This is a genomic window from Coprococcus sp. AM11-30B (assembly GCF_027674365.1).
GTDB lineage: Bacteria > Bacillota > Clostridia > Lachnospirales > Lachnospiraceae > Allocoprococcus > Allocoprococcus comes.
The window spans coordinates 1-18,266 of the sequence record NZ_JAQDVB010000001.1 but is presented as its reverse complement, the minus strand read 5'-3'; the positions used below and the strand labels follow the sequence as shown (position 1 = coordinate 18,266).

Genomic DNA, 18,266 nt, shown 5'->3' with positions numbered 1-18,266 from the left:
CAGGAATCATGAATGAATTAGAACTCAAATATGGATGTAACCCAAATCAGAAGCCGTCACGTATCTATATGAAAGACGGAAGTGATCTCCCGATCAAAGTTCTGATGGGCCGTCCGGGATATATCAACTTTCTGGATGCATTTAACGGATGGCAGCTGGTATCGGAATTAAAAAAAGCAACCGGACTTCCGGCAGCAACTTCCTTTAAGCATGTGTCACCGGCAGGTGCTGCAGTCGGACTTCCACTGGATGAAACTCTTGCAAAAATTTACTGGGTAGATGACCTTGGAGAACTTTCTCCGCTTGCAAGTGCTTATGCACGTGCAAGAGGCGCAGACCGTATGTCTTCATTCGGTGATTTTATTGCGCTTTCTGATGTCTGCGATGTTGATACGGCAAGACTGATCAAGAGAGAAGTGTCGGATGGAGTGATCGCACCTGGATATGAACCGGAAGCACTGGAGATTCTTGCACAGAAAAAGAAAGGTAATTACAATGTGATCCAGATCGATCCGAATTATGTTCCGGCACCTACAGAACACAAGGATGTTTTTGGTATTACCTTTGAGCAGGGAAGAAATGAACTGAAGATCGATGATGATTTCTTCTCAAATATAGTGACTGAGAACAAAGAAATTCCGGATCACGCAAAGAGAGATCTTGCAATTTCCATGATTACTTTAAAATATACACAGTCAAATTCTGTATGCTATGTAAAAGACGGACAGGCAATCGGAATCGGAGCCGGACAGCAGTCCCGTATCCACTGTACCCGTCTTGCAGGACAGAAGGCAGATAACTGGTGGCTGAGACAGTGCCCGAAAGTACTTGCTCTTCCATTTAAAGAAGGAATCAAGCGTGCAGACCGAGATAATGCAATTGATCTGTATATTGGTGAAGAATATATGGACGTACTGGCTGACGGAACCTGGGAAAATATTTTCACTGAAAAACCGGAAGTATTTACCAGAGAAGAAAAGAGAGCATGGCTTGATAAGCTGACGGGTGTGGCACTTGGATCAGACGCATTCTTTCCGTTTGGAGATAACATCGAACGTGCACATAAGAGCGGTGTTACATATATTGCAGAACCGGGTGGATCAATCCGTGATGACAATGTAATCGATACCTGCAACAAATACAACATGGCGATGGCATTTACCGGAATCCGTTTATTCCATCACTAAGATAATAAAAAAGCAAAGTTCCTGCAGAGGTAGAAGATCTACCTTTGCGGGAATTTTTTATTTCCTAGGAAATTCCGAAAGAACTTCCTAGGAAACAAAAGGCACTGCGTGCCGGAGATGCGCACTCGCACGAATCTATTGAAAAATAAAAAGATATGCGACAAATGTGGAAAAATGTCGTTAAAAAATAAACAGAACCGGTAATCTGAAGATTTATTATTCGGAAGGAAATCACATAATATATATAACAGCCAGCAGGAGGAGGCGAATCTATGGGTATTCTTGAAATTCTTTTAATTTCAATCGGGCTTTCGTTTGACGTATTTGTCGTACATATCTGTGTCGGAGCAGGATTTTCAAGAAAGCACGGAAAAGACATACTCTTATCCAGTCTGCTTTTTGGAGGGGCACAACTCCTTGCATTGATCCTGGGAAATGTTGTTGCAGATATTCTGAAGCCGGACAGGAAGATGAATGAAACGATTTCAACAGCGGCAAGCGGTTGGGAAATTTTGTCGGTGCTGATATTTATCGGACTTGGTATCTATATGATCTGTAAAGCAAGAAATAATAAACAGATCTTTGAGCGTAGAAACGATGAGATAAATTGGAAACGGCTTAGAAAACTGGCAGTACTTACCAGCGTAGATGCGCTTTTTGCCGGAATGGGAATTGGTTTTTGGAGTGTAGAGATTCTGGAACAGGGGATGGTACTGCTTCCGGTTACGATCATTCAGTGTTTTCTTGGCGTGGAGGTTGGATACAGACTGGGCTGTGAATATAACCGCAGAGCTTATTGGATTGGCGGGATGCTGTTCCTGATCGCAGGAGCAGATATGGCGGTTACACATTTTCTATTTTAGATAGCAGGAGGAAAAGAGTATGGGCGAACTGACACATAAGGCAGCAAGGGCAGCCTTTGGTGGAGCAATTGATTTTGCAATGCGAAAAATGGATAAAGACAGAGAAAAAGGTCTGCTTGATATTGTGGATCTGACTGAGCGTTTCATGGGAGATAATTTTCAGAAAAGTGCCTATGAGGGTGCAAGAAAACTGATACAGGATCCAGATTCCAAATGGATGCGTTATCTGAACCGTGCACTGGACGAGATCGAACCGCATGTTGTGAAACAGACCGCATTAAACCTTGGATTTGAAGCAGCATTTCACGGAACAAAAATGATCCGCAGCATGAGAGAGGTACATCAGTGTAATATTCCATGGCTGATCCTGATGGATCCGACAAGTGCATGTAATCTTCATTGTACCGGATGCTGGGCGGCAGAATATGGGCATAAACTGAATCTTACATATGAAGAGATGGACAGCATCATTACGCAAGGAAAAGAACTTGGAATTTATTTCTATATGTATACAGGCGGGGAGCCGTTAGTAAGAAAAAAAGATATTATCAGACTTTGTGAAAAGCATTATGACTGCGAATTCCATGCATTTACAAATGGAACACTGGTAGATGATGAATTTTGCGAAGAGATGAGAAGAGTCGGCAACCTGTCCCTTTCAATTAGTCTGGAAGGATTTGAAGAGGTCAATGACATGCGCCGTGGAGAGGGTGTATTCAACAAGGTTATGGCAACCATGGATCGGTTAAAGAAATATGGACTGATCTTTGGTACGTCTATCTGTTATACCAGAAAGAACATTGAAACGGTTACATCGGATGAATTCCTGGATATGATCATTGGAAAGGGATGTCGTTTCACCTGGTATTTTCATTATATGCCGGTTGGAAATGATGCAGCACCGGATCTGCTGCCGACAAAAGAACAGAGAGAATATATGTATCACCGGGTAAGAGAGATCCGCAGTATGACAGGCGGAAAGCCAATTTATGCGATGGATTTCCAGAATGATGGAGAGTTTGTCGGAGGATGTATCGCAGGAGGAAGAAATTATTGCCATATCAATGCAAATGGAGATGTAGAACCATGTGTATTTATTCATTACTCTTCTGCAAATATCCGGGAAGTTACGCTCCTGGAAGCTCTCAAACAGCCACTCTTTATGGCATACAGAGACCGGCAGCCATTTAATGATAATCATCTGCGGCCATGTCCGATGCTTGAGAATCCGGAAATCCTTCAGGAGATGATAAAGGAGACTGGTGCAAAATCAACAGATCTGCAGTCACCGGAGAGTGCAGAGCATTTATGCAGCAAATGTGAAGCATATGCCTGTGAATGGAAAGAAACGGCAGACAGACTTTGGAAAGAGCATCCGCATCAGCAGAAAGGTTACACAAACTATAAAAAACGCACAGAAAACTAAAAGAAAATCGGTTTGAAAAAGCGTTTCGGTTGTGATAGAATGTTCGTCAAGAGAAATGGGCAGGAAAAAGAGGACGATACATGGAGAGAAAAAGAGAATTGACAAAGAACCTGCTTGCAGAGAGCTTCAAGGAGCTTCTAATCAAAGGATCTTTTGATAAGATAACAATTAAGATGATCACAGATCAGGCGGGAGTTATCAGACCGACATTTTATAATTACTTTCAGGATAAATATGAAGTGATGGAGTGGCTTCTGGAGACAGAGGTATTCCGACATGCCCGTGAGATGATGGAAGACGGGATGGAAAAAGAAGCGATCTATCTGCTGTTCCGGAAGATGGAAAAAGACCGGATCTATTATCTGAAAGCGTTTGAAGTTACCGGTCAGAATGGATTTGAAGAGATTCTTGAAAAAAAAATTCGCCAGCTGATTGAAGAACTGGTAAGCAGGCATAAGATCAAGATCGAAAAGCTTCAGGGTATCAAAGATAAAAAGATCTTTCTGGAGTTTCATACGATTACCGTTGTAAACGGGCTTAAATACTGGCTGACCAGCCGGGAGATTCACCTGACAGCGGATGAAGCGATGGAGTATTATCTGTTTCTGATGTCGCATCCTATTTTGGAGCTACTTGAAAAGTAAAGAACAAAATATAAATTTGAGAAGAATCTGGGATATTCCGGGTTCTTCTTTTTGTTTTACTGTCAGAAAATAAAAAATGTTATTTAAATTGCTTGACGGATTTCTATTACAGAGTTATTATGAACATATGAACAGTTGCTCATATGTTCAGTGAGAAAAATATTTTTCAGGAGGAAAAAGAGATGAAGAAAAAATTTAAAATGGTAGACCTTGATTGCGCAAACTGTGCAGCAAAAATGGAAGATGCAATCAAAAAAATTGATGGTGTAAATGATGCAACGGTAAGTTTTATGATGCAGAAGCTTACGATCGATGCAGATGATGTAAGGTTTGATGAAATTATGCAGGAAGTCGTTGCTGTATGCAAGAAGGTAGAGCCGGATTGCCAGATTCAGCTGTAAAATCGGAAAGGTATGAAAGGGGAGAGTCTTCTATGATGAAAAAACAGAAAATAATGCTGTACCGTATTATCGCAGCGGCAGTTATTTATGTTCCTCTTTTTGTACTGGAACATATGGGAAAACTGGAATTTAAGTCCGAAATTCCGGTGCAGTTTTTGTTATTTATGATACCTTATCTGATCGTGGGATGGGACATCATTTACCGGGCTGTGCGCAATATCAGTCATGGTCAGGTATTTGATGAGAACTTTCTGATGTGTATAGCAACGTTTGGTGCACTTGGAGTAAAGGAATATTCGGAAGCGGTAGCGGTTATGTTGTTCTATCAGATCGGGGAGTTATTCCAGAGTTATGCAGTCAACCGTTCCCGCCAGTCAATCAGTGCAATGATGGATATCTGTCCGGAATATGCGAATATTGAAGAAGACGGAAAGCTCAAACAGGTTGATCCGGATGATGTAGAGATTGGTACAGAGATCGTCATCAAAGCAGGAGAGAGAGTTCCTCTCGATGGTGTGGTTGTATCGGGAACATCCTTTGTAGATACTTCTGCACTGACCGGAGAGTCGGTTCCGCGAGAAGTAACAGAAGGTTCCGAGATTATCAGCGGTTGTGTAAATGGAAGCGGACTTCTTAAGGTGCGCACAACGAAAGAGTTTGATGATTCTACAGTTGCGAAGATTCTGGAACTGGTTGAAAATGCCAGCAGCAAAAAGGCACATGTAGAGAACTTCATTACAAAGTTTGCAAAATACTATACGCCGATCGTGGTTTGTGCGGCAGTTGTACTTGCATTCCTTCCACCAATCATTCTTGGCGGTGGATTTGCAGAATGGATTCAGAGAGCATGTATTTTCCTTGTAATCTCCTGCCCATGTGCACTGGTGATCTCTGTTCCACTTGGTTTTTTTGGAGGAATCGGAGCAGCATCCAAACAGGGCGTTCTGGTAAAGGGAAGCAATTATCTGGAAGCACTCTCTGAGATGAAAACGATTGTATTTGATAAGACTGGTACACTGACAAAAGGTGAATTCGTTGTATCAGAAGTTATTCCGAACGGATGGGAAAAAGAAGGACTTCTTGAAGTGGCAGCCCTTGCGGAAGGCTATTCCGATCATCCAATCTCAGCAGCACTCAAGAAAGCGTACGAAGAAGCGGAGCTTGGTGAGTTGTCTATGGACAGGGTGGAACAGGCTGAAGAAATCGCCGGCCACGGAATCAAGGCAAAGATCGACGGAAGAGTTGTCTATGCCGGAAATGCAAAGCTGATGGAAGAAAAAGGCGTGGAATATGAGCCATGCACAGTCCCTGGTACGGTCGTATATCTGGCGGCTGAAAAAGAATTCCTCGGGACCATCGTAATTTCTGATACGGTCAAACCGGAAGCCAAACGTGCGATCGCGCAGCTCAAACAAAGCGGTGTCAAAAAGACAGTTATGCTTACCGGTGACAGAAAAGATGTCGGTGAAGCAGTAGCAGAAAGCCTTGGAATCGATGAAGTCTACACAGATCTCCTTCCGGGGGATAAGGTAGATAAGGTTGAAGCACTTCTCGGAGAACTCAGTGAGAAAGAAAAGCTTGGTTTTGTTGGTGATGGTATCAATGATGCACCGGTACTCTCCAGAGCTGATATCGGAATCGCAATGGGAAGCATGGGATCCGATGCAGCAATCGAAGCCGCAGATGTTGTTCTGATGGATGATAATATCCTTAAGATATCCTCCATTATGAGAATTGCAGGAAAAACTCTCCAGATCGTACATCAGAATATCGTCTTTGCCCTCGGTGTCAAAGTTCTGGTCCTCATCCTGGGAGCCCTCGGCATGGCCAATATGTGGGAAGCCGTCTTTGCCGATGTAGGAGTATCCGTAATCGCAATCCTGAACTCCATGAGAACACTGAAAGTAAAATAGATGTCAAAAGCATAATGTAAAACAAGAAAGAATTATCCTTAACGTGATGGGGATAATTCTTTTTTGTTGCTTTGCCACACTAATTTATTCTACTTGCATTTTTGTCAGCGACAGTGTAAAATGACAAAACGGATTAGAATAGTGAAACCAAGAAGGGAGATACAAGATGGAACTGTTTATAGATATACTAAAAGATACAACAATTGACACTGTGAAACTGATACCTTTCCTTTTCCTGACATACCTTGCGATGGAATATCTGGAGAATAAAGCCGGTCAGAAGACGGTGCGGATGCTTCTTGGAGCAGGGAAAAAAGGACCTGTGATCGGTGGAATCCTTGGCGTTGTTCCGCAGTGCGGATTTTCGGCAGCAGCAGCAAATCTGTATTCCGGCGGAGTCATCACAGTTGGAACGATGATCGCTGTTTTTCTGTCTACATCAGATGAGATGCTTCCGATCCTGATCTCAGAGCAGGCGGATGTCCGTAAGATCATGGCAATTTTAATCGGAAAGATTATCGTTGGTATTGTTGCAGGGATTCTGGTTGATATCGGAGTGCGGGTGCTAGGCAAAGGATACCAGAGAGGACTGCACATTCATGATATCTGTGAGCATGACCACTGTCACTGTGAAGAAGGAAGCATTGTAAAATCAGCACTCATCCATTCGGTACAGATTCTGGTATTTATATATGTAATTTCTTTTGCGTTAAATGCAGTTGTGGAGTTGATTGGAATGGAACAGGTCATGAACGTGGTGACGCATTATCCAATTGCCGGAATTTTTCTGGCTGGTCTTGTCGGTCTGATTCCGAACTGCGCAGCTTCTATTACAATTACGAAATTTTATCTTGAGGGAGTCTTAAATGTCGGCAGTATGTTTGCCGGACTTTTGTCATGTGCCGGAATCGGACTGATCGTGCTTTTTAAGACGAACCATAGTTGGAAGAAGAATGTGATGATCGTCGCAACACTTTACGGAATCAGTGTAGTGTGCGGAATTATAGTGGAAATCTTGTTTGGAATGTAGTACAATATCCTTATATGGCGCAGAAGACTAAAAGGAACGAAAGAAGAGGATTTGAGATGGCTAAAAAAGGATTTATTGCAGAATTCAAAGAGTTTATTGCAAGGGGAAATGTAATGGATCTTGCAGTCGGCGTTATTATTGGTGGTGCATTCCAGTCGATTGTGAATTCTCTTGTAAATGATATGATCATGCCGGTGATCAGTCTTCTGACTGGTGGGGTCAATTTTTCCAACTGGGTGATCCGGATCGGATCTGGTGAGAATGACACGATCAAATATGGCAATTTTATTACCGCGGTGATCAACTTTCTTCTGATGGCACTTGTTATTTTTTGTTTTGTAAAAGTGATGAACAATCTTGCTTCAAGAACAGAAAAGCTGCTTAAGAAGGAGGAAGAAGCACCGGCTACGAAGATCTGCCCGTACTGCATGTCAGAAATCCCGATCGCGGCAACCAGATGTGCATACTGTACATCTGAGCTTCCGGCTGAGGATACGGACAAAGAAGAATAAAGAAAAGACAGGAATAATACGACAGAGAGGAACATAAAAACAATGGAGAAAATTATTTTAACAGGTGACAGACCAACCGGACGGCTTCATGTCGGACATTATGTTGGATCCTTAAAGCGGAGAGTAGAACTGCAGAATTCCGGAGAATACGACAAGATCTTTATCATGATCGCAGATGCACAGGCACTGACTGATAATGCAGATAACCCGGAAAAGGTACGTCAGAATATTATTGAGGTTGCACTGGATTATCTGTCATGCGGACTGGATCCGGAGAAATCCACGATTTTCATCCAGTCACAGGTACCGGAATTGACAGAACTTTCTTTTTATTATATGAATCTGGTTACGGTATCCCGTCTTCAGAGAAACCCAACGGTTAAATCGGAGATCCAGATGCGTAATTTTGAAGCAAGTATTCCGGTAGGATTCTTTACTTATCCGATCAGCCAGGCAGCAGATATCACAGCGTTTAAGGCAACGACTGTACCGGTAGGTGAGGATCAGCTTCCGATGATCGAACAGTGCCGTGAGATCGTACACAAATTCAACAGTGTATATGGAGAAGCATTGGTTATGCCGAAAGCGCTGATTCCGGAGAACGAAAGCTGTTGCCGTCTTCCTGGAACGGATGGAAAAGCAAAGATGAGTAAATCCCTTGGTAACTGTATTTATCTGTCTGATTCCGAGGAAGAAGTAAGACAGAAGATCATGGGAATGTATACAGATCCGAATCATTTGAAGGTATCTGATCCGGGACAGGTAGAAGGGAATTCCGTTTTCACTTATCTGGATGCATTCTGTACAGATGAACATTTTGAAAAATATCTGCCGGATTATAAGAATCTGGATGAATTGAAGGATCATTACAGACGTGGTGGACTTGGTGACGTTAAGGTTAAGAAGTTCCTGAATGCGGTTATGCAGGAAGAGCTTGCACCGATCCGTGCAAGAAGAAAAGAACTGGAGAAGAAGATTCCGGAGATCTACGAGATCCTTCATAAAGGAAGTATTGAAGCTGAAAAAGTGGCAGCACAGACTTTAAAAGAAGTAAAAGATGCGATGAAGATCAACTATTTTGAAGATCAGCAGCTGATCCAGGAACAGACAGTAAGATTTGCAGAATAAAGAAAGGCTTTAAGCCGGAGGAGAGATAATAATTATGGGTAAATATTTCGGAACAGATGGATTCCGTGGAGAAGCTAATGTAGTACTGACGGTAGAGCATGCGTTTAAGGTAGGACGTTATCTTGGCTGGTATTACGGACAGGAACACAAGGCAAGAATCGTGATTGGTAAAGATACCAGAAGAAGCAGCTATATGTTTGAATATGCACTGGCGGCAGGACTTACTGCGTCAGGAGCAGATGCATATCTTCTTCATGTGACGACGACTCCAAGCGTGTCTTACGTGGTAAGAACCGAAGATTTTGACTGCGGAATCATGATTTCTGCAAGCCATAACCCGTACTATGATAATGGAATCAAAGTGATCAACAGTAAAGGTCAGAAGCTGGAAGCAGAAGTAGAAGCCAAAGTGGAAGCTTATATTGATGGGGAATCCGGAGACATTCCGCTTGCTAAAAAAGAGGCGATCGGAAGAACCGTAGATTATGCAGCAGGAAGAAACCGTTATATCGGACATTTGATCAGTCTGGCAACCCGTTCTTTTAAAGAGGTGAAAGTCGGACTGGATTGTTCCAACGGAAGTTCTTCAAGTATTGCCAAAAGCGTATTTGATGCACTTGGAGCAAAAACTTATGTGATCAATAATGAGCCGGATGGAACCAATATCAACACAAATTGCGGTTCTACACATATTAACGTGCTCCAGGAATATGTAAAAGAAAATGGTCTGGATGTCGGATTTGCATACGATGGAGATGCGGACCGCTGCATCGCTGTTGATGAGAATGGAAATGTTGTTGACGGGGATCTGATCCTTTATGTGTGTGGCAAATATATGAAAGAACATGGTCAGTTAAAAGACGATACCATCGTTACTACTATCATGTCGAATCTTGGACTTTATAAAGCATGCGACAAGATTGGCATGAAGTACGAAAAGACACAGGTCGGCGACAAATATGTCTATGAGAACATGGTTAAGAATGGATTCATGCTGGGCGGTGAACAGTCCGGACATATTATTTTCAGTAAGCATGCGACGACAGGAGATGGTATTCTGACTTCTCTGATGCTGATGGAAGTTATCATGGAGACCAAACAGTCCCTCGGACAGCTGACAGAAGAAGTGAAGATCTATCCACAGCTTCTGAAAAATGTGCGTGTGGCAGATAAGAAGACAGCAAGGGAGAATCCGGAAGTGGTCAGAGCAGTCGATGCAGTTGCAGAAGCACTTGGAGATGACGGAAGAATCCTTGTCCGTGAAAGTGGAACGGAACCGGTAATCCGTGTCATGGTTGAAGCGGCGACGGACGAGCTTTGCGAAAAGTATGTGACTCAGGTAATCGATGTGATTGAAAAAGAAGGACTCATCGTAGAATAAAAAATCTGAAATAGAATCGTGCAGAAAAGGATAGCTTGCAGATGAAAGTCTGTGGGCCATCCTTTTTTAGTTTGCGAACCATAGTCTGGATGTTTGAAAAATATTATTTGAATAATAAAGAAAAATGTTCTTCCGGTATAGATTTTCTATATTTTGACATGCTATTAAAAAAACATGGAGGAAAAAGAAATGGAGGAAATGTTTTGTTTTCAATGTCAGCAGACCGCTCATAACACGGGCTGCGAAGGACATACAGGTGTATGTGGGAAAAAGTCGGATACAGCAAATCTTCAAGATGAACTGACTGGTGAACTGATCCGGCTGGCAAGGGCAGTTACAGAAAATGAAAGAAGCAGATCTTCGGATGAACTGATGTTAAAAGGTCTGTTTACCACGATTACAAATGTAAATTTCAACAGTGATACAGTGAAAAAACTGTCAGATGAGATCAGAGAAGAAGCAGAAAACAGAAAACCAGGAAAAGATGCTTATAATGTACAGAAGATCTGGGAGGCACCGGAAGATATCCGTTCGTTAAAGTCATTGATCTTGTTTGGCTTACGAGGGACTGCGGCATATGCTTATCATGCATGGGCACTGGGATATGTGGATGCGGAGATTATGAATTTCTTTTATAAGGGAATGAGGATTCTGGGAGAAGAAAAAAGGATGGAAGAACTGCTTCCGGTAGTCATAGAAACCGGTAAAATCAACCTGCGCTGCATGGAACTTCTGGATAAAGCAAACACGGAAAGCTATGGAGATCCAATTCCGACAGAAGTTCCGCTTACGATAGAAAAGGGACCGTTTATTGTAGTCAGTGGTCATGATCTGCATGATATGAAGCTGCTTCTGGAGCAGACAAAAGATAAAGGCATCAATATTTATACGCACAGTGAAATGCTTCCGGCACACGGATATCCAAAATTAAAGGAATATCCGCATTTGAAAGGTAATTTCGGAACGGCCTGGCAGAGTCAGCAATTTGAGTTCCATAATATTCCTGCGCCAATTTTATTTACGACAAATTGTCTGATGCCGGTCAGACAGAGCTATGCAGACCGGGTGTTTACAACTTCGGTGGTGTCTTATCCGGAGATGGTTCATATTGGTGCGGACAAAGATTTTACGCCGGTTATTGCAAAAGCATTGGAATGCGGTGGATATCCGGAAGATCATCCGATGACAGGGATTAATGGAGGAACAACCGTGATGACCGGATTTGCACACAACGCAGTTCTGGAAAATGCAGGAAAGATCGTGGATTTGGTAAAGCAGGGGAAAATCAGGCATTTCTTTCTGATCGGAGGCTGTGATGGCGCAGCACCGGGCCGGAGCTACTACACGGAATTTGCGAAAAAGACACCGATGGATACGATCATCCTGACGCTGGCATGTGGAAAATACAGATTGAATGATCTGAAGCTCGGAGAAATTGAGGGGATTCCAAGAATTTTAGATATGGGACAGTGTAATGATGCGTACAGTGCGATTAAAGTTGCAATTGCTCTTGCAGAAGCGTTTGGGTGTGAGGTAAATGAACTTCCACTGTCTATGATTCTGTCATGGTATGAACAGAAAGCGGTTGCGATTCTGCTGACACTTCTGGCGCTCGGAATCAAAAATATTTACCTGGGTCCGACGCTTCCGGCGTTTGTGTCACCGAATGTTCTGAATTACCTGGTACAAGAGTATCAGATTACCCCGATCAGTACAGTAGATGAGGATCTGAAGAAAATTTTAGGTTGAAGAGGTTTGAACGTGAGAAAAAGAAATCGGAAATAAGAAATGAAAAGCATTACTTCTGAAACGGAAAGCACAAAAAAGTGTGAGTAAGAAGAGGTAGTGCTTTTTTACATACTGTTTCCTTTACAAAAAGTGTCGTCTGTGCTAACATGAATATAACAATGGCGATGCCGGTACAATAGAAAAAGGAGTGCGTTTTATGCTGATTGAAATTGATTTTAACAGTGATGAGGCGATTTATATACAGCTCAGGAATCAGATCATTATGGGAATTGCCACTTCGACGATTCATGAAGGAGATACTTTGCCGTCTGTGAGACAGCTGGCAGATAATATCGGAATCAATATGCATACAGTGAATAAGGCATACAATGTCCTGCGGCAGGAAGGTTTCCTTCAGCTTGACAGACGAAGAGGTGCGGTGATCTGTATTGATGAAGATAAGCTGGAAGCTTTGCAGGATCTGAAAGAGCAGCTTCGGGTACTTCTGGCAAAAGGAAGTTGCAAAAACATTACGAAAGAAGAAGTTCATGAACTGGTAGACGAGATCTATGCAGATTATGAACAGAGATAGATTGAAAAAAGGAGACTAAAATTATATGGCAGAAAAGCAATATACAAGGCAGGCGCAGGAAGCGCTGAATATGGCACGGAAGATTGCAGCCGAACTGAAGCATCCATATGTTGGGACAGAACATCTTCTTTTCGGGCTTAAGAGGGTTTTTACCGGAGTTGCAGGGCAGGTGCTTGATAAGAATAAAGTCGATGAAGAACAGATGGAAAAAGCAATGGATATCCTTGTATCTGCTCCTGAGGCAGCTAAGAAGGAAAGAAAGCATCTGGAGTACAGTCCGAGACTTCGATATATTCTGGAAGAAAGCCAGAATGAGGCAGCGCAGCTTGCATCTGAAAAAGTCGGAACCGAACATCTTCTGCTTACAATGCTCAAAGATGGAGATTGTGTGGCTACCCGTATGTTGATGACCCTGAATGTAAATATTCAAAAACTTTTTCAGGATCTTCTGCTTGCGGCGGGAATTGATCCGAAAGAGTATATGGAAAATCAGAAGGATGGGGAAACTGTTGGCGGAATTATAGACCAGTACAGTACGGATCTGACACAGGAAGCAAGAGAAGGAAAGCTGGATCCGGTTATTGGACGTGAAAAAGAAATTGCACGTATCATGGAGATCCTGAGCAGACGGACCAAGAATAATCCGTGCCTTGTGGGAGAGCCGGGAGTCGGTAAGACAGCAATCGTGGAAGGACTTGCAAGACAGATCGCGGAAGGAATTGTTCCGGAAAGCATGAAAGATAAGCGGATCATGGTGCTGGATCTTCCGGGGATGATTGCAGGCTCCAAGTATCGTGGTGAATTTGAAGAGCGCATGAAAAAACTGATCCGTGAGGTAAAGACGGCGGGCAATATTATCCTTTTCTTAGATGAACTTCACACCATTATCGGTGCCGGTGGTGCAGAGGGTGCGATTGATGCATCCAATATTCTGAAACCATCTCTGGCAAGAGGGGAGATGCAACTGATCGGTGCGACAACTCTTACGGAATATCGCAAGTATATTGAGAAGGATGCGGCTCTGGAACGAAGATTCCAGCCGGTTACGGTTGAAGAACCGACAGAAGACGAGTGTATCCGGATCCTGGAAGGTCTGAAAGAAAAATATGAGGCTCATCATGATGTAGAGATCGAAGAGGACGCGTTGAAAGCGGCAGTACATATGTCATGCCGTTATATCAATGACCGTTTTCTTCCGGATAAGGCAATTGATGTGTTAGATGAAAGCTGTTCAAAAGTAAAACTCCGCGGATTTAAAGTGCCGGAGAATATTGTTGGGACAGAAATCCGTTGCGGAAAGCTGGAACAGGAAAAAGAAGCGGCGCTGAAAGCAGGAGATATTGAAAAGGCATCGGAGCTTCACAGAGAACAGAAGGAAGAAGAAAAGAAATTAGAGCAGGCGAAAAAGCGTTTCAATAAAAAGAATGAAAAGAAAAAGGTTCCGGTAACAGAAGAAGATGTTGCGGATGTAATTTCCATGTGGACACGGATCCCGGTAACAAGACTGAATGAATCTGAGAGCGAACGCCTGAAAAAGCTGGATAAGACACTGGAAAAGCGTGTGATCGGTCAGGAAGAGGCAATCCAGGCACTTTCCAAAGCAGTAAAACGAGGAAGAGTGGGATTAAAAGATCCGGCACGTCCGATCGGTTCATTCTTATTCCTCGGACCTACCGGTGTTGGAAAGACAGAGCTTTCCAAAGCTCTTGCAGAAGCACTTTTTGGAAATGAAGAAGACATGATCAGGGTAGATATGTCCGAATATATGGAGAAGCACAGTGTATCCAAGATGATCGGATCGCCTCCGGGTTATGTGGGACATGAGGATGGCGGACAGCTCAGCGAGAAAGTACGCAGAAATCAATATTCTGTCATTTTGTTTGATGAGATTGAGAAAGCACATCCGGATGTGTTTAATATTTTACTTCAGGTACTGGATGACGGGCATATTACAGATTCGCAGGGAAGAAAAGTAGATTTTCGCAATACGGTTATCATTATGACGTCCAATGCAGGTGCCAAGGCGATCATTGAACCGAAGAAGCTTGGATTTACCCAGCAGGAAGACCAGAAGGCGGATTACAAGCGTATGAAAGCAAATGTGATGGACGAAGTAAAGCAGTTATTCCGTCCCGAGTTCCTGAACCGTATTGATGAGATCATCGTGTTCCATCCGCTGAATGAGGACAATATGAAGAAGATCGTAGGGCTGATGTGTAAAGAAGTTGTGCAGAGAGCAAAAGAGCAGCTTGAAATTACACTGGTTGTGCGTGATTCTGTTAAGAAGCATATTGTTGAGACCGGAAGTGACAAGAAGTATGGTGCAAGACCGCTGAGAAGGGCGGTACAGAGCCAGCTGGAAGACAAACTTGCAGAAGCACTTCTGAATGGAGAGATCAAACGTGGAGACCATGTGGAAGCCGGTATTTCTAAAAAGGAAATAAAATTTACAGTCAGAGAGATAAACAACTAGCAAAAGAAGAAGTTTTATTATATAATAAGAAAAACGGTTCGGATGTGTGGAAAATTCACAGTCCGCAAGTCGAAAGAGAAAGACCATTAGGAGGATTTGAACAATGACAGTAGTCAAAGAGCTCATCAGAAGTGAATTAGACGGAACACTCAGTTTCGGTGATTACACTCTGGATACAAAGACAAAAAAGGATGGATTTGAATTTCAGGGAGATATATATAAAGTAAAGACATTCAAAGAGATTACAAAGCTTGAGAAGAATGGAATGTTCGTATATGAATCTGTTCCGGGAACTGCAGTAGAGCATTTTGAAGTATCAGAGGATGTGATCTCATTCAAAGTATCAGGGACAGGAGATGCACAGATCACATTGGAACTTGAACCGGATACCGATTATATCGTATATATGAATGATATGAATGTTGGTGATATGAAGACAAACTTAAGCGCAAAGCTCAGTGTAAGTGCAGAACTTGGAAAAGAAAGCGTTGAGATCAAGGTCGTAAGAAAGTAGGACAATGATTATAACAAGGGTTGTCTGAAGTACATAGGTATTTAAGAAAAGTAAAAGAGTCTGCTTCGGCAGGCTCTTTCTTTACCGAAAGTATATAAACTGGGAACAGGCAAGAGAAGCAGTTGGTAATTTTTTAAGATAGATAAGGAGCTGGAATATGGCGAAGGCAAAAAAGTCGGTTTTTTTCTGCCAGAATTGTGGGCATGAAGAATCAAAATGGCTGGGACAGTGCCCGATGTGCAAGGAATGGAACTCTTTCGTGGAAGAGCGTGTGACAACGTCGAAAACGGCAGCGGTTAAAGCGGCAAAAGAGATTCATATTGTACCATTGTCCGAAGTAAAGACAGAGAATGAAGAGCGTGTGACAACCGAGATTAAAGAACTGGACCGTGTACTGGGAGGCGGAATCGTACCGGGCTCCCTTATTTTAGTAGGTGGTGATCCGGGAATCGGTAAATCAACGCTGCTCCTGCAGGTGTGTCAGAAACTGGCAAAAAAAGAACGAAAGGTTTTGTATATATCAGGGGAAGAATCGCTTCGCCAGATCAAATTGCGTGCACAGAGGATGGGAGAATTTAATGATCATCTGCTTTTACTTTGTGAGACTAATCTGGAACTGATCCGTAATGTGATTGAAAAGGAAAAGCCAGATACCGTGATCATTGATTCGATTCAGACAATGTACAGTGAAGAAGTCGGTTCCGCACCGGGAAGTGTGTCGCAGGTCAGAGAGGCAACAAATACGCTGATGCAGCTTGCGAAAGGGCTTGGGATTTCGATTTTTATTGTCGGACATGTTACAAAAGAAGGAACTGTCGCCGGTCCAAGAGTATTGGAACATATGGTAGATACGGTTCTGTATTTTGAAGGAGACAGGCATGCATCTTACCGGATTCTTCGAGGAGTGAAAAATCGTTTTGGTTCGACGAATGAGATTGGTGTATTTGAAATGCGAAGAGATGGTCTTCGGGAGGTGGAAAATCCATCAGAATTTATGCTGAATGGGCGCCCGGAAAATGCATCTGGATCTGTTGTGGCATGTTCGATGGAAGGAACACGTCCGATCTTGCTGGAAATCCAGGCGCTGGTATGCGAAAGCAATTTTGGAATGCCAAGAAGAACAGCAGCAGGAACAGATTACAACAGGGTGAACCTTCTGATGGCGGTTTTGGAAAAAAGGATTGGATATCATCTTGGAAATTACGATGCCTATGTAAATATTGCCGGAGGTATCAAGATCAATGAACCGGCGATAGACCTTGGAATCGTGATGGCGATCGTATCAAGCTATAAGAACAGACCATTTGATGAACGGACAATTGTGTTTGGGGAAGTAGGATTAAGCGGAGAAGTCCGCGCGGTAAATATGCCGGAACAGCGGGTGGCAGAGGCGAAGAAGCTTGGATTTGAGACGTGTATTGTGCCAGAAGTATCTTTGGATAGCGTGAAGAGCATTGGTGGGATCAAAATCATTGGAGTGAAAAGCATTAACGAGGCAATCGGACTGATTGAGTAGGAGAACATCTAAAGAGGAAACAGGATAGATGTGATAATTTCTGTTCCCTCTTTTACATAGCAATGATGTTGGAGTCAAAAGGTATTTTGACCCCTTTGATACCAGATTGCTACGTGCTTTGCACTCTCGCAATCCTCAAAAACATTCGTAATCCGCTCATTTTTCTTTGAAAAATGGCTACTTACTCATGTTTTTGGCGGGTCAAGAGGTCAAAAATCCTCTTGCAAGCAAGCTTGCATCGGCTTTCTGACCTTTTGACCCTGGTATCATAGCAATTACGAAATTATAAAAGTTAAAGGTCTTTAAAGATTCCGATTCTGGCGAGTAAGGAAATAGCTTACTTAAACGGAGGACTGAACTGAGACACAAAAAATGTCAGAATATTCTGAATTGCGCAAAATATAAAAACAACATTGACAATTCAGGAAAGCCGTGGTAAGATAACATCGTTCGCTGGTCGAGACAGAGACTAAGGAGTGGCATGCAGAGGCAGAGCGGATGAAAAATAAAAAGTTTTGCATAAAAATTCGAGCATGAGTATGGGAATATTCAGACGAAAACTTTGAAAAAAGTAAATTGCAAAAAGAAATCAAAAAGCTGTTGACAAGCCTTGATGAATATGCTATTCTAAATAAGCTGTCGCGTGAGGAACTGCTTCACAACAGCAAAAAAGAAATAAAAAAGTTGTTGACAAACATGAAACACTTTGATATAATATAAAAGCTGTCGCATGAATAAAGAACATTGATAACTGAACAATAGACAACAAACCCTGAAAATTCTTACAAGAGATTTTTCAAGAACGGACATCGAAAGATGTCAAACCAGAACAGTAAACAGGAACAGAATTGCCAAGCGATTCTGACCCGGATACAAACATTTTTAACGAGAGTTTGATCCTGGCTCAGGATGAACGCTGGCGGCGTGCTTAACACATGCAAGTCGAACGAAGCACTTT

General features: G+C 42.7%; 15 protein-coding genes and 1 rRNA gene. All 16 read left to right on the top strand.

Annotated elements, in window-relative coordinates:
- The first annotated feature begins 8 nt into the window (after positions 1 to 8).
- Complete coding sequence (locus tag PGU50_RS00080; protein WP_008373294.1) at positions 9 to 1,187, top strand: phosphoribosylaminoimidazolecarboxamide formyltransferase; 1,179 nt, start codon at positions 9 to 11, stop codon at positions 1,185 to 1,187.
- 272 nt (positions 1,188 to 1,459) lie between these two features.
- Positions 1,460 to 2,050 carry a manganese efflux pump MntP gene (locus tag PGU50_RS00075; protein ID WP_117834638.1) on the top strand — a complete coding sequence of 197 codons (591 nt, stop codon included), beginning with the start codon at positions 1,460 to 1,462 and terminating at the stop codon, positions 2,048 to 2,050.
- 19 nt (positions 2,051 to 2,069) lie between these two features.
- Complete coding sequence (locus PGU50_RS00070) at positions 2,070 to 3,476, top strand: radical SAM protein (RefSeq protein WP_117557047.1); 1,407 nt, start codon at positions 2,070 to 2,072, stop codon at positions 3,474 to 3,476.
- A gap of 80 nt (positions 3,477 to 3,556) precedes the next feature.
- Positions 3,557 to 4,120 carry a TetR family transcriptional regulator gene (locus PGU50_RS00065; RefSeq protein WP_117557046.1) on the top strand — a complete coding sequence of 188 codons (564 nt, stop codon included), beginning with the start codon at positions 3,557 to 3,559 and terminating at the stop codon, positions 4,118 to 4,120.
- Between the two features lie 182 nt (positions 4,121 to 4,302).
- Complete coding sequence (locus PGU50_RS00060) at positions 4,303 to 4,521, top strand: cation transporter (RefSeq protein WP_117557045.1); 219 nt, start codon at positions 4,303 to 4,305, stop codon at positions 4,519 to 4,521.
- Positions 4,522 to 4,553: 32 nt separating this feature from the next.
- Complete coding sequence (locus PGU50_RS00055) at positions 4,554 to 6,434, top strand: heavy metal translocating P-type ATPase (protein WP_118198696.1); 1,881 nt, start codon at positions 4,554 to 4,556, stop codon at positions 6,432 to 6,434.
- A gap of 166 nt (positions 6,435 to 6,600) precedes the next feature.
- On the top strand, positions 6,601 to 7,464 hold the full coding sequence (locus PGU50_RS00050) for an arsenic efflux protein (RefSeq protein ID WP_118219488.1): 864 nt from the start codon (positions 6,601 to 6,603) through the stop codon (positions 7,462 to 7,464).
- 56 nt (positions 7,465 to 7,520) lie between these two features.
- On the top strand, positions 7,521 to 7,976 hold the full coding sequence (mscL, locus tag PGU50_RS00045) for a large conductance mechanosensitive channel protein MscL (protein ID WP_270245892.1): 456 nt from the start codon (positions 7,521 to 7,523) through the stop codon (positions 7,974 to 7,976).
- 42 nt (positions 7,977 to 8,018) lie between these two features.
- The gene (trpS, locus tag PGU50_RS00040; protein ID WP_270245891.1) at positions 8,019 to 9,104 is read left to right on the top strand and encodes a tryptophan--tRNA ligase; all 1,086 of its coding nucleotides are present in this window, start codon (positions 8,019 to 8,021) and stop codon (positions 9,102 to 9,104) included.
- A 34-nt stretch (positions 9,105 to 9,138) separates the two neighbouring features.
- A complete protein-coding gene (glmM, locus tag PGU50_RS00035) occupies positions 9,139 to 10,485 on the top strand; it encodes a phosphoglucosamine mutase (RefSeq protein WP_270245890.1) in 1,347 nt (448 codons plus the stop codon).
- A 198-nt stretch (positions 10,486 to 10,683) separates the two neighbouring features.
- Positions 10,684 to 12,234, top strand: a complete 1,551-nt coding sequence (hcp, locus tag PGU50_RS00030) for a hydroxylamine reductase (RefSeq protein WP_442872525.1) — start codon at positions 10,684 to 10,686, stop codon at positions 12,232 to 12,234.
- A 196-nt stretch (positions 12,235 to 12,430) separates the two neighbouring features.
- Entirely contained in the window at positions 12,431 to 12,805 is a 375-nt protein-coding gene (locus PGU50_RS00025; RefSeq protein WP_008368566.1) for a GntR family transcriptional regulator, read from the top strand.
- Positions 12,806 to 12,830: 25 nt separating this feature from the next.
- The gene (locus PGU50_RS00020; RefSeq protein WP_270245888.1) at positions 12,831 to 15,278 is read left to right on the top strand and encodes an ATP-dependent Clp protease ATP-binding subunit; all 2,448 of its coding nucleotides are present in this window, start codon (positions 12,831 to 12,833) and stop codon (positions 15,276 to 15,278) included.
- 103 nt (positions 15,279 to 15,381) lie between these two features.
- Positions 15,382 to 15,792: a hypothetical protein gene (locus tag PGU50_RS00015; protein ID WP_008368562.1), complete on the top strand. Its 411-nt coding sequence runs from the start codon at positions 15,382 to 15,384 to the stop codon at positions 15,790 to 15,792.
- A gap of 157 nt (positions 15,793 to 15,949) precedes the next feature.
- Entirely contained in the window at positions 15,950 to 17,308 is a 1,359-nt protein-coding gene (gene radA, locus PGU50_RS00010) for a DNA repair protein RadA (RefSeq protein ID WP_117557034.1), read from the top strand.
- Positions 17,309 to 18,189: 881 nt separating this feature from the next.
- Positions 18,190 to 18,266 (top strand): 16S ribosomal RNA (locus tag PGU50_RS00005); the annotation flags it as partial.